General features: G+C 63.9%; 13 protein-coding genes. 11 read left to right on the forward strand and 2 right to left on the reverse strand.

Annotation, left to right across the window (positions count from 1 at the left end; all coding sequences use genetic code 11):
* Positions 1–79: 79 nt before the first annotated feature.
* From H7F36_RS18420 to H7F36_RS18450, 7 genes are all read left to right on the forward strand, one after another.
* Positions 80–1,480 carry a GTP cyclohydrolase II gene (locus tag H7F36_RS18420; protein ID WP_222620399.1) on the forward strand — a complete coding sequence of 467 codons (1,401 nt, stop codon included), beginning with the start codon at positions 80–82 and terminating at the stop codon, positions 1,478–1,480.
* Positions 1,477–2,901: a URC4/urg3 family protein gene (locus tag H7F36_RS18425; RefSeq protein WP_187052156.1), complete on the forward strand. Its 1,425-nt coding sequence runs from the start codon at positions 1,477–1,479 to the stop codon at positions 2,899–2,901. The genes H7F36_RS18420 and H7F36_RS18425 overlap by 4 nt, the downstream gene beginning before the upstream one ends.
* 90 nt (positions 2,902–2,991) lie before the next feature.
* Positions 2,992–4,035 (forward strand): SAM-dependent methyltransferase, encoded by a 1,044-nt coding sequence (locus H7F36_RS18430; protein ID WP_187052157.1) that lies wholly within the window; start codon positions 2,992–2,994, stop codon positions 4,033–4,035.
* A gap of 29 nt (positions 4,036–4,064) precedes the next feature.
* Positions 4,065–4,619, forward strand: a complete 555-nt coding sequence (locus H7F36_RS18435; protein ID WP_187052158.1) for a DUF2878 domain-containing protein — start codon at positions 4,065–4,067, stop codon at positions 4,617–4,619.
* On the forward strand, positions 4,612–5,439 hold the full coding sequence (locus tag H7F36_RS18440) for a DUF1295 domain-containing protein (protein ID WP_222620400.1): 828 nt from the start codon (positions 4,612–4,614) through the stop codon (positions 5,437–5,439). Before H7F36_RS18435 ends, H7F36_RS18440 begins: the two co-directional genes overlap by 8 nt.
* Positions 5,436–6,122, forward strand: coding sequence for a DUF6134 family protein (locus H7F36_RS18445; protein WP_187052159.1), 687 nt, complete (start codon positions 5,436–5,438; stop codon positions 6,120–6,122). Before H7F36_RS18440 ends, H7F36_RS18445 begins: the two co-directional genes overlap by 4 nt.
* A 76-nt stretch (positions 6,123–6,198) precedes the next feature.
* A complete protein-coding gene (locus tag H7F36_RS18450) occupies positions 6,199–6,624 on the forward strand; it encodes a DUF2177 family protein (RefSeq protein WP_222620401.1) in 426 nt (141 codons plus the stop codon).
* A 43-nt stretch (positions 6,625–6,667) separates the two neighbouring features.
* Here the strand turns inward: H7F36_RS18450 and H7F36_RS18455 are convergent, their stop codons facing one another.
* Together H7F36_RS18455 and H7F36_RS18460 are read right to left on the reverse strand one after the other, a co-directional pair.
* Complete coding sequence (locus H7F36_RS18455; RefSeq protein WP_187052160.1) at positions 6,668–7,324, reverse strand: ChrR family anti-sigma-E factor; 657 nt, start codon at positions 7,322–7,324, stop codon at positions 6,668–6,670.
* Complete coding sequence (locus tag H7F36_RS18460; RefSeq protein WP_261802377.1) at positions 7,321–7,980, reverse strand: sigma-70 family RNA polymerase sigma factor; 660 nt, start codon at positions 7,978–7,980, stop codon at positions 7,321–7,323. Before H7F36_RS18460 ends, H7F36_RS18455 begins: the two co-directional genes overlap by 4 nt.
* Positions 7,981–8,114: 134 nt before the next feature.
* On the opposite strand from H7F36_RS18460, the gene H7F36_RS18465 reads away from it, so the two are divergent.
* The 4 genes from H7F36_RS18465 to upp all read left to right on the forward strand — a co-directional run bounded on the left by H7F36_RS18465 (position 8,115) and on the right by upp (position 12,456).
* A complete protein-coding gene (locus H7F36_RS18465) occupies positions 8,115–9,536 on the forward strand; it encodes an NAD(P)/FAD-dependent oxidoreductase (protein ID WP_410003043.1) in 1,422 nt (473 codons plus the stop codon).
* A complete protein-coding gene (locus tag H7F36_RS18470; protein WP_187052161.1) occupies positions 9,533–10,363 on the forward strand; it encodes a DUF1365 domain-containing protein in 831 nt (276 codons plus the stop codon). Before H7F36_RS18465 ends, H7F36_RS18470 begins: the two co-directional genes overlap by 4 nt.
* Entirely contained in the window at positions 10,360–11,664 is a 1,305-nt protein-coding gene (locus H7F36_RS18475; protein WP_187052162.1) for an SAM-dependent methyltransferase, read from the forward strand. The genes H7F36_RS18470 and H7F36_RS18475 overlap by 4 nt, the downstream gene beginning before the upstream one ends.
* A 162-nt stretch (positions 11,665–11,826) precedes the next feature.
* Positions 11,827–12,456 (forward strand): uracil phosphoribosyltransferase, encoded by a 630-nt coding sequence (gene upp, locus H7F36_RS18480; protein WP_187052163.1) that lies wholly within the window; start codon positions 11,827–11,829, stop codon positions 12,454–12,456.
* Positions 12,457–12,472: the final 16 nt, after the last annotated feature.

The following is a 12,472-nucleotide window of genomic DNA, read 5'->3' on the forward strand; positions in this document are numbered from 1 at the left end:
AGAGGTCTAAGAATTGTGCCGTGCGCTGGCTTGCCAGTTCACAAGGGGGTCGCTACATTGATGTTTTTGAGGGCTTGCAATGTCTGTTGATGCCGTTTCGATTCCTTCTCTTGTTCCCGCTGCGTCCGCTGTTTCCGGTCCTCCGTCGCTGATGTTTTCTCTTTCGCCCGACATTGCAGTTTCCGTCGACATCCCCGTTGGCGGCGCCTTGCCCTCACCGCTGCCGGCCGTCCCTGCAGCACCAGCTCAACGCCACATCCGGCTCACCTCGCACAGTGGCGGCTTCGGCGCGCTGCCCATCCATTGGGCAGCGGCCAGCGCGGCCGAACGCGGTCCGGTCGTCGGCACCACGACCTCGCGCGCGCACCGCAACGTCATCGGCACCCACAGCGGCTCGTACAGCGTGTATCGCGCGCTCGCCGTCGCGGCCGGCGCACTCAAGCGCGAGCATCGCGCCGACCTGACCAACACCGCGCCGACAGACCTCATCGGCCCCTACCCGCAGTGGAGCGAGCCCGGCAAGATCGTCTCGCTTGACCCTTGGGGCGCGCTGGTGGCCGATGTGTTTTCGGGCGAGCTCGCGGCCGGCTACGACATTCGTCCGACCATCGCGATCACGCAGGCCCACGTCATCCTGCCGGAGGTAATCGAGGCGCTGCAAAGCGGACGCCTCAAGGCCGACGGCAAGTTCCTGACCGCCGGCGGTGCCGCGATGGTGACCAAGGCGGCGATCGAGCCCGTCTGGTTTTTGCCAGACGTTGCCAGGCGCTTCGGTTGCAGCGAAACCGATCTGCGCCGCACGCTGTTCGAAGAGACCGGCGGCATGTACCCCGAGCTGGTCACGCGCTCCGATCTTGAAGTGTTCTTGCCACCCATCGGCGGACAGACGCTCTACATCTTCGGCAACCCGCGCGACCTGGCGAATCCGGAGGTCGAACTCACCGCGCGCATCCACGACGAGTGCAACGGCTCCGACGTGTTCGGCTCCGACATCTGCACCTGCCGACCGTATTTGACCCATGCCATCGAGGAATGCATTCAGGGCGCGCAACGGGGCGGCGTCGGGCTGGTGGCGTACTCACGCAAGGAGGGCCGGGCATTGGGCGAGGTCACCAAGTTCTTGGTCTACAACGCGCGCAAGCGCCAGGTCGGCGGCGACACGGCAGACCAGTATTTCGCGCGGACGGAATGCGTGGCCGGCGTACAGGACATGCGCTTTCAGGAGCTGATGCCCGATGTCTTCCACTGGCTCGGCATCCGGAAGATTCACCGGCTGGTTTCGATGAGCAATCTCAAGTACGACGCCATCACCGGCTCCGGCATCGAGATCGGCGAGCGAGTCAACATTCCGGACGACCTGATCCCGGCCGACGCGAAGGTCGAGATGGACGCCAAGAAAGCCGCCGGCTACTTCACACCAGGCCATGTGCCCAATGCCGATGAGCTGAAGCAGGCCAAAGGTCGGGGGCTCGCGCAATGAGCCGCGACAACTATGGCGTCGACCCCGAGCGGCCGACACACAACGCAGCCGTTCGAAGTGCGGACGCGGAAGGCCATGTCGATCCGATCGTCGAGCTGACCGACGACAGCAGTCATGCGGCGGGCGCTGCGGCGCTGTTGCGCACCACGGCGGCTGTCCGCGAACGCTCGGCCGCCTTGTTGGCACGCGCGCGGCGCGGCGAGTCGGCGTGGTTCACCATCGGCAACGACAGCACCATCGAAGATGCGGCACGGGCCGTGGCAGAAGTAACGCTCGAACGATACCCGTGGGACACGATTCCGTACCACAGCCGCTGGCGCCATTTCGAGGCCGGTGGCGTCGACCGGCTGGCCGAGTTGAACACCCTGTTGGGCGAAGCCGCGACATCCCGTGAACGTGCCCGCGCGCAGATCGATCTGGCGTTGGTCAGCGTGTTGCTCGACGCCGGCGCCGGGCCCGATTGGCGCTATATCGAAACGGCCTTCGGCGACGAAGAAGGGCAGAGCTTCTCGCGCTCAGAGGGCTTGGCCGTGGCGAGCTTTCATGCGTTCACCAGCGGCCTGTTTTCATCGGATCCCGACCGTCCGCTGCAGGCCGACGCGGCCGGTCTGAAGGCACTCGTCACAGACCGTCTCGGCGACGCATTGCAAGTGAGCGAAGCAAATCCGCTGATCGGCCTTGCCGGGCGCGCGATGCTGTTGCGCAGGCTCGGCGAGGCGATGACCGAGCAGCCCGAGGTGTTCGGCGATAGCGGCCGGCCCGGTGGACTGTTCGACGCGCTGGTCGGCCCGTACGGCCCCGCCGCGCCACCGACGGCCGAGGTCACGGCGCACGAGATTCTGTCGCTGTTGCTCGATTCGTTGTCGGGCATCTGGCCGGCATCCAACGCCATCGACAGCCTGGCCGCCGACGGCAGCGACAACGTCGGCGGCTTTGCCTCCAGCGACCGGGCATTGGCGCTCGGCGATTGCTGGCGCCACAGCGCAGTGATCGGCCCCGGCTTGACCAATGGATGGATGCCGTTTCACAAGCTTTCGCAATGGCTGACCTATTCATTGCTGGAGCCGTTTGCGTGGGCCGGCGTCAAGGTGCGGCATCTGGAGACGCTGACCGCACTGCCCGAATACCGCAACGGCGGCCTGCTGATCGACAGTCAGGTCATCGTGCCGAAGGATCCGGCGTTTCTCGAACGCAGCTGGAAGGTCGGCGACGAGTTCATCGTGGAGTGGCGCGCGCTCACGGTGGCGCTGCTCGATGAACTGGCACCGCGTATGCGCAAGTTGCTGAACCGCACGGAAGAAGATATGCCGCTGGCGTGCGTGCTCGAAGGCGGCACGTGGGCAGCGGGCCGCGCATCGGCGCAGCGCCTGCGCAACGGCGCACCGCCACTGATGATCGAGAGCGACGGCACCGTCTTCTAGGGACGAATTCGACCTGCAGATCCAAACGGCATCGGGCTGCGTAACAGCTCTGGAATCACACACATCGTGTGCCCGGAGAAAAAAGCGCACATGTCGCAAAACACTGCCACCGCGATCCATTGGGTCGAACAGGGCTACGTGCCAGACCGAGTCGTGCGGGCAGGCATCCGCCGCCTATTGAAAGCGCGGGTGGTCGAGCTGGAAAGCGCCGACACCGAATCCACGTCTGACCAGACCAACGATTTTCTCGCAACAATGCGCAGTGCTGAACTGGCGCCTCTGCCCGAAAAGGCCAACGAGCAGCACTACGAAGTGCCGGCCGCGTTCTTCGGCGCCGTACTCGGCAAGCATCGTAAATACAGCGGTTGCTATTGGCCCGACGGCGTCGACACGCTCGAAGCGGCCGAGGCGGCCTCGCTCAACGCAACATGCGAACGCGCTGGCCTGAAAGATGGGCAGCAGGTGCTGGAACTCGGTTGCGGCTGGGGTTCGCTGACGCTCTTCATGGCCCAGCGCTATCCCGGCAGCCAGATCACCGCACTGTCGAATTCCAGCTCCCAGCGCGAGTACATCGAATCCGAAGCGACGCGGCGCGGGCTGACCAACGTTCGAGTGCTCACCCGCGACTTCAACGTCTTCAGCAGCGACGAGCAGTTCGACCGCATCGTGTCGATCGAGATGTTCGAGCATCTGCGGAACTGGCCGCGCGCATTCGCCAACGTCGCCTCATGGTTGAGGCCAGGCGGCCGCTTCTTCATGCACGTGTTCGCGCACCGCGACGCGCCCTATCCCTTCGTCGAGCGCGATGCCAGCGACTGGATGAGCAAGCACTTTTTCTCTGGCGGCATGATGCCCAGCGACGACCTTGCATTGCACTGCCAGGACGACTTGCGCCTGCTGCGACGCTGGCGCTGGAACGGCACGCACTACCAGCGCACGTCGGCAGCGTGGCTGCGCAACATGGACGCTCACCGCAGCGAACTGATGCCGCTGTTCGAGAGCACCTATGGTGGTGAAGCCAACGTGTGGTGGACGCGGTGGCGCCTGTTCTTCATGTCGGTCGAAGAGCTGTTCGGTTACGACGACGGCCAGCGGTGGTGGGTCAGCCACTATCTGTTCGAGAAGCGCGCGTGACAGTCGCTCCCGCGCAACCAACGCGCCTCATGCAACTCGCGAACGTGGTGTTGGCGCAGATCGGCTGGTTCGCGGCAGTACTCGGTGCCGCGCACGACCGGCCGCTCTGGGGATTGGCATGCGGGCTCGCGGTGATCGCATGGCACATCGCTGTTTCCTCGCGACCTGCGCAGGAGGCTGCACTCGTTGCGCTGGTTTGCCTGATCGGCTTTGCATCGGAGACGATTCATGTCGCGCTGGGCAACATCGGCTATCCGTCGGGACAACCGTTGGCCCATCTGCCGCCCTATTGGATGATCGGTCTTTGGGGCTTGTTCGCGATCCAGTTGAACGTGACGTTGCGCTGGCTGCGCCCGCGTTTGTGGTTGGCCGCCGTGCTCGGCGCTATTGCCGGCCCAGCCTCTTTTGCGTCGGGCGTGCGGCTTGGCGGCGCATCGTTCATTCATGCCACGCCGGCCGTGGCCGAACTGGTCATTGGCTGGGCCTTGCTGATGCCACTGCTGGTCTGGTTGTCGATGCGATTCGATGGCGTGATCGTCGAGGCCGTCGTACACACCGATATTCCGGAGACTGCTCATGCGTGATGTGATTGCAATGTGGCCGATAGCCTTGACTGGATTGGGCGTTACCGCCGTGCTGGCAGTGTTGACCTGGCTGGTGAGCCTGTCGCGCACCGACGTGAGTCTGGTCGACCGCATGTGGCCGATCTTGATCGCAGGCGCGGGGTGCGTTTACTTCGTGCTGACGCCGGCGCCGGGCGTTCGAAGCGTTTGCATGATCGCCGTCGCGGTCGCGTGGGCATTGCGCCTCAGTCTGTTCATCACGGTACGCAATTGGGGGCACGGGGAAGATCGCCGCTATCAGGAAATCCGCGCCCGCAACCAGCCGAACTTCGGGTTCAAAAGCCTGTACCTCATCTTCGCTTTGCAGGTGGTGCTCGCGTGGATCGTCTCGGCTCCGTTGTTCGTGGGCGTAGTCGCGGGAACGACCGTTGGCGTTGTTGCATCGAACCCGCTCGGCTTGCTCGATGGGGCGGGCATGGCGATCGCGATCTTCGGCGTCGTTTTCGAGGCCATCGGTGACCAGCAGATGGCCACGTTCAAGTCCGACCCCGCCCACAAAGGACAGGTCATGGACCGCGGCCTGTGGCGCTATACCAGACACCCCAACTACTTCGGCGAGGCATGCGTCTGGTGGGGACTGTGGCTGATGGCGCTGTCCGCTGCAGGTTGGGGCGGCGCGTGGAGCGTCGTTTCGCCGCTGCTCATGACGGTACTGCTGCTCAAGGTGTCCGGCGTGACGCTGCTCGAAAAAGACATTGCTGAGCGCCGACCTAAGTACCGTGAATACGTCGAGCGGACCAACGCATTCGTGCCGGGCCCGCCGCGCAAAGGTACGCCATGAAAGCGCTGCATGCTGCCCATGCCGGCAAAACGCTGGCGCTGTCGCTGTCGTTCGGACTGCTGGCAACGGCACCGAGCCATGCGGCGACAGCACCGACCGGCGAATGGAATTTCGTTGCCTCGCTGAACGACAAACCCATTGGGGAACACCGCTTCAATGTGACCGGTTCCGGCGATGAGCGGCGAGTTGTCGGAGAGGCGAACTTCGACGTCAGATTCATCGGCATATCGGCTTACCGCTACCAGCACAAAGTCGTCGAGAAATGGCGCGGCAACTGCTTGACCGACCTCGTCTCGAAGACCGATGACGATGGCAAGATCATGCGCGTGCGCACTCAAACCGAAGGGGATGGCAGCTCTGGAAGCGAAGGGCTCATGGTCTTCGCGGATAACGCGACGGGCCTGCCCGTGCCGGGCTGCGTGATGAGCTTCGCCTATTGGAATCCGGCCCTGCAGACGCAGACACGACTGCTCAACGCGCAGACCGGCAAGCCTGAAAAAGTGCAGATCACACGCGTCGGTAGCGGCGAGATCGATGTGCGCGGGCAATCGACCATGGCGACGCGGTGGCGCATCACGGGCGCAACGAATCCGATCGACGTCTGGTACTCAGCCGCCGGCGACTGGATCGGTCTCGACTCGACTGTCGACGGCGGCCGCAAGCTCAGCTACCGGCTGAAGTAAAAGTGGCGCAAGCATTGCGTCTGGAGTGATCCATGGTCGGCCAGGCGTCGTAACGGTTGCAGGAGAACCACCCACCATGTCCATTCGAAACTTCCTCATCGCCTACCCCATCACGGCCATCATCTTTCTGGGGCTCGATGCCATCTGGCTCACCACCATGGCCGACCGGCTCTATCGGCCGGCTCTCGGCAACATGATGCTGGAGCGCTTTTCACCGGCACCGGCGGTTGCGTTCTACCTGATCTACATCGTGGGTGTCGTGTTCTTCTGCGTGGCGCCATCGGTCAACGGCCGGGCTTGGCTGTCGGCGCTCGGCTCGGGCGCCTTGCTTGGGCTGGTGGCCTATGCGACCTACGACCTCACCAACCAGGCGACGCTGAAAAACTGGCCCGTACAGGTCACCATGGCCGACCTGTGCTGGGGGACTTTCGTGACTGCCGTGTCGGCCGCAGCAGCCTGCTGGATTACCGGGTGGATCAGCGATTTCATCGGCCGCCGCTGATTTCGCTGGAGCTAAAAAAAACCGCTGCAACGCAGCGGTTTTTTTACATCCCGACCAGCCCGCCGAACCAGCGGGCGATCGCACCTTCGAACATCACCTTGCCGCGCACCGATGCCAGGCAGATGCACTCGCCATCGGCGAGAACCACCGGCTGATGAAGGATGGACCCATCGGCCTCGTCGAAATCACCCGGCCCGAACAGTGCCCGGCCATCATGGAAGGTGCCGTACAGCACCTGCGTCAATTCGACTTCACTGTGGCTGTGCATCGGCAGTTTTTTACCTGCGCCTATGCGCAACAAGAACACGTTGGCAGCCCGGTCGTAAGGCAGGGTCACGCGGCTCCAGCGCATGCCGGGGCCAAGCCAACGCCAGCGGGTGGTCGTGCAGCCGTGGAGTGACCGTGGCCACTTCATGCCAACTGGCAATTCGGCGCGAAGCCCCACCGCTGTCGGCGGTTGGAACGCCGGCGGCGATGGTGCGTCGATGGCAGCCAGGGCCTTCGTCAGCGCGTCGGTTGCAAGCACTGCAGGGTCAAGCGCCTCGAGCATGTCGCCGCCGATCGTTTCGAGCACGCGAATGCGCTCCTGGCAGTGCACGCAGCCCTCGACGTGGCTGGACACGACCAGCGAAGGGCCGTTATCGAGATTGCCCGCCGCAAGGGCCAGCAAGAAGTCATCGTCCGGGTGGTGGTTCATCATGGTTCGAGGCCGTCGAGCAATCGACGCAGGTGGTTGACGGCAAGCCGCACGCGCGACTTGACGGTGCCGAGTGGAATGCCCAGCTCGAGCGCAATGCGGGAATGAGGATGCTCTTCGTAGAACGACAGGCGCACGATTTGCGCCTGCTCTGGCGACAATTTGCACATCGCCTCGCGAACGCCCTTTTCGCGCCGGCCGGTCCGCACCTGGTCTTCAAGTGCGGGGGCCGTGTCGGGCATGTCGTCGGCTTCGGTGCCGTCGCCTTGCACCTCGCGCTGACCTTGGCGCCGGAAGTGGTCGACTCGCAGGTTGCGCGCTATGGTGAAGATCCAGGTCGACACCGCAGCCTGAGCCGGATTGAACATGGCGGCCTTGCGCCACACCGAAATCATGGTCTCCTGCACCAGCTCTTCTGCCAGACCCTCTGCCGTACCCGACCGCATCAGGAATGCCTTCACGCGCGGCGCGAAATGCTTGAACAGGGCAGCAAAAGCTTGCCGGTCGCCCGCGGCCGCTATGGCCTGCACCAGGGCGTTCAGTTCTTCGCTTGTCGGCATCGCTCCCCGTGGTTGTTTCAACGTAACGACCGACAGGCGGGCAGCCGTGGCTGGCTGGGCCAGCAAGGCGGCTGCCGTGGACTGTGGTGCGGGGCTCATATCACTCCATACGGCCCGGCCGGGGAATTAGATCACGTCGAATTACAAATGCCGTGATCCAAATGGCCAACTGCCGCGTATTGCCTTCAAGCCCTGTCCTCAGACCTGGCCTCAGGCATTCCAGGAGCCCCAGTATGCAAACGATGTCGATCGCCGCTGCGCCTACGATGCGCGCGCCGCCCCCCGCCCACACAGGTGCGGCACTCGATATCGCTGTCATCGGCAGTGGCATCTCGGGTCTGTCCGCGGCGTGGCTGCTGTCGCAAAAGCACCGCGTGACCGTCTTCGAGGCCGACACCCGGCCCGGCGGGCACAGCAATACGGTCGATGTGCAATCCACGCAAGGTGGTGCTGGCGCGATGATCGCTGTCGACACGGGATTCATCGTCTACAACGAGCCGGCCTACCCCAACCTGACGGCGCTGTTCGCGCACCTCGGCGTCGAGACCAAACCCTCAGAGATGTCTTTCGCGGTGAGCCTGGACGACGGTGCGCTCGAGTACTCGGGCACCGGCCTGGGCGGCGTGTTCGCGCAAAAGCGCAACCTGGTCAGCCTGCGCTTCTGGTCGATGCTGCGCGACCTGGTGCGGTTCTATCGTCAGGCACCGGCGCACGCCGCCAGCGCCGGTTTGATGCCGCTCGACCAGTACCTCGACATGCAGGGCTACGGCAGGGCGTTTCGCGACGACCATCTGTATCCGATGGCGGCCGCTATCTGGTCGACGTCGGCCGCACGCATCGGCGAATATCCGACCGAGGCTTTCGTGCGGTTCTGCGAAAACCATCATCTGCTCAAGCTCACCAACCGGCCGGCCTGGCGCACCGTAGAAGGCGGCAGCCGCCGCTACGTCGAGCAGCTCACCAAGGGAATGGGCGATCGTTTGCGACTGGACAACGCCGCCATCGAAATCCGGCGCAGCGCCGAGGGCGTGCATGTCTGCACCGAAGCCGGCTGGGCGCCCGAGCGTTTCGACCAGGTCGTGATCGCCACGCACGCCGACCAGGCGCTGCGACTGCTGCCGGATGCGCACGCCGAGGAATCGCGTGTACTCGGTGCTTTCGGCTACAGCCGCAACCGCGCCGTGTTGCACAGCGACCCAGCCCTGATGCCGCAACGCCGCGCAGTGTGGTCGAGCTGGAATTACGCGGCCGATCGCACCCGCCCCGATGCCTTGTGCGTGACCTACTGGATGAACCGGCTGCAGGGGATCCCAGACCACACGCCGCTGTTCCTGACACTCAATCCCATGCAAGAGCCCCGCCCCGAACACCTGATTCGCAGCGAGACCTACGAGCATCCGATGTTCGATGCCGCCGCGATCCGCGCGCAAGACCAGCTGTGGTCGCTTCAGGGTCACAACCGCACCTGGTTCTGCGGTGCGTACTTTGGCTCGGGGTTCCACGAAGACGGGCTGCAGTCCGGCTTGGCGGTGGCCGAGGCGATAGGCGGCGTGCGTCGGCCATGGACGGTCGCCAACGAGTCCGATCGCATCCGGCTGAAGACTGTGCTTCGACCTGCGATGGCCGAAGCAGCAACGGATGGTCAAACCGCATGAACACGACACTGCAGCAGTCCGCGCTCTACCCTGGACGCGTCATGCACCAACGGATGCGACCCGCGCGCCACCGGCTTGCCTACCGTGTTTTCTCGCTGTTGATCGACCTCGACGAACTGCCGGAGCTGGCGCAACGGCTGCGCTTTTTTTCCCTGAATCGTTTCAACCTGTTCAGCCTGCATGAAGCCGACTATGGCGCGCGCAAGGGCAAGGACGGCAACGGCCACAACCTGCGCCAGCGGGTCGATGAGCAGTTGACCGCCGCGGGCCTGCTCGCGGGTGGCCCCATCCGCCTTCTGAGCATGCCGCGCATCCTCGGGTACGCCTTCAACCCGCTCAGCGTTTACTTCTGCCACCTACCCGATGGCGAGTTGCAAGCGATCCTCTACGAAGTGAACAACACGTTCGGCGAACGCCACAGTTACCTGATCGAGGTGGACAAGGACCAGCGCGCCCTGAGCACCCAGGGCGTGCCGATCGACCAGCACTGCGCCAAGGAGTTTCACGTCTCGCCCTTCCTCGGCTTGCAGATGGACTACGGCTTTCGCGTGCAAGCGCCTCACGTCGACCAGCCTGAAATGCGCCTTGACATCACCGCGAGCGATGCCGACGGCCCGATGTTGTTCGCACGGCTCGACGCACATCGCCGCGTACTGAACGATGCCGCCTTGTTGCTGGCATTCTTTTCGCATCCCTTGCTCACGCTGAAGGTCGTGGGCGCCATCCACTGGGAGGCATTGCGCCTCTGGGTCAAGGGCGTGCGGTTGCACGTTCGGCCGCCCGCACCGACCCGGTCGGTGACCGTTACCAAAGCCGAAGAATCATGAGCACACCTTCTTCTCCGCCAAACAGCCTCCAAACCGAAGAACCGCGCAGCGGCGTTGCCTCTACCCTGTCGTCGCTCGGAGGCTGGCCGATGCGCCGGCTGCTGACACGACTGTTGCGCGACGTGCGCTGTGGCACGCTCAGCGTCGAGCTACCCGGTGGCGAGCGCATCGAAGGCCGGGGAACTGTGCCGGGCCCGCAAGCTTCGATACGACTGCATCGCTGGCGCCCACTGGTGCGTTTGCTGCTGCAGGGCGACCTGGGCCTGGCCGAGTCGTACCGCGATGGCGACTGGTCGACCACAGACCTCACCGCGCTGCTCGAATTCGGGATTTGCAACGAGGCAAATTGGGGTCGTGCGCTCGAGGCCTCGCTGCCGGCGCGTTGGCTCACGCGGCTGTTTCACCTGATGCACGCCAACTCGCGGCGGGGCAGCCGCCAAAACATCTCGTTCCACTACGACATGGGCAACGACTTTTACGCCCAGTGGCTCGATCCTGACATGCTCTATTCCAGCGCCCTGTACGCCACGGGCGACGAATCGCTCGAAGAAGCGCAGGCTGCAAAGCTGGACCACATCGTGTCGCTGCTCGACGTGCCCGACGATGGCAAGGTGCTCGAAATCGGCTGCGGTTGGGGCGCGCTGGCTTTGGCGCTGGCCCGCAAGCATCGCGCCAGCGTGACCGGCCTGACCCTTTCCACCGAGCAACTGGCCCACGCCAACAAACGAGTCGCCGACGAAGGTTTGACGCAGGCCGTCGACCTGCGGCTGCAGGACTATCGCGATGTGCAAGGCGAATACGACCGCATCGTTTCCATCGAGATGCTCGAAGCCGTTGGCGAGCGTTACTGGCCTGTTTACTTCGAGACGCTGCGCCAGCGACTACGGCCCGCCGGTTCGGCAGTGCTGCAGGTCATCACCATTGCCGACGACTACTTCGATCACTACCGGCGCGGTACCGATTTCATCCAGCGTTTCATCTTTCCAGGCGGCATGTTGCCCTCGGTCAGTGCCATGAAGACACAGGCGGCGCAAGTCGGCATGCGGCTTGAAACAGCAGTGTCTTTCGGCGCCAGCTACGGCACCACGCTGGCGGAGTGGCGCACCCGGTTCCTTCGGGCGTGGCCGTCGATCGAGGCGCTGGGCTTCGACGCCTCGTTCAAGCGCCTCTGGGAGTACTACCTGTGCTACTGCGAAGCCGGATTTAGAACCGGCCGCGTGGACGTGGGCCTGTTCACCGTGGTGCATGCCGATCACGGCGGCCAAACTGGGCACACTGGCATAAGCGCCGCCGCAGCATAAGCGACGCAACGACAAGCCTGACCCTGCCAACAAACGACCGAGTGGCAGCGGTCTGGGGTCGACCGGGCGTTGGCTTGGCTCTTGCTTGACACCTGCTAAAAGAAGGGCGATCTTCAGCCCTCTCTTTTGCAACGCAAGAACACGGAAAGCCTCCGCCCCTCCATGAGCAACGTTCACCTCGTCGACCATCCCCTCGTCCAGCACAAGCTCTCTTTGATGCGTCGCAAAGACGCTTCGACCAACAGCTTTCGCCGCCTGCTCAACGAGCTGAGCATGCTGATGGCCTACGAGGTGACGCGCGACATGCCGATGCAGGACATCGAGATCGAGACGCCGCTCGAAACCATGACGACCAAGGTCATCGACGGCAAGAAGCTCGTGCTGGTGTCGATCCTGCGAGCCGGAAACGGCATCCTCGAAGGCATGCTCACCGTGGTGCCTGGCGCACGTGTCGGCCACATCGGCTTGTACCGCGACCCCAAGACACTGACCGCCGTCGAGTACTACTTCAAGATGCCGAGCGAAATGCAGGACCGCGACATCATCGTGGTCGACCCGATGCTGGCCACCGGCAACTCCGCGATCGCCGCCGTCGATCGACTGAAGGAACTGAGCCCGAAGTCGATCAAATTTGTTTGCCTGCTGACTTGCCCGGAAGGCGTCAAGGCGCTGCAGACCGCACACCCTGACGTGCCGATCTACACCGCAGCGATCGACCGCGAGCTCAACGACCACGGCTACATCCTGCCGGGCCTGGGTGACGCGGGCGACAGAATTTTTGGCACGAAATAAGGCTCGCCCCTCGACT

The sequence above is a fragment of the Variovorax sp. PAMC28562 genome, assembly GCF_014303735.1.
Taxonomy (GTDB): domain Bacteria; phylum Pseudomonadota; class Gammaproteobacteria; order Burkholderiales; family Burkholderiaceae_C; genus Variovorax.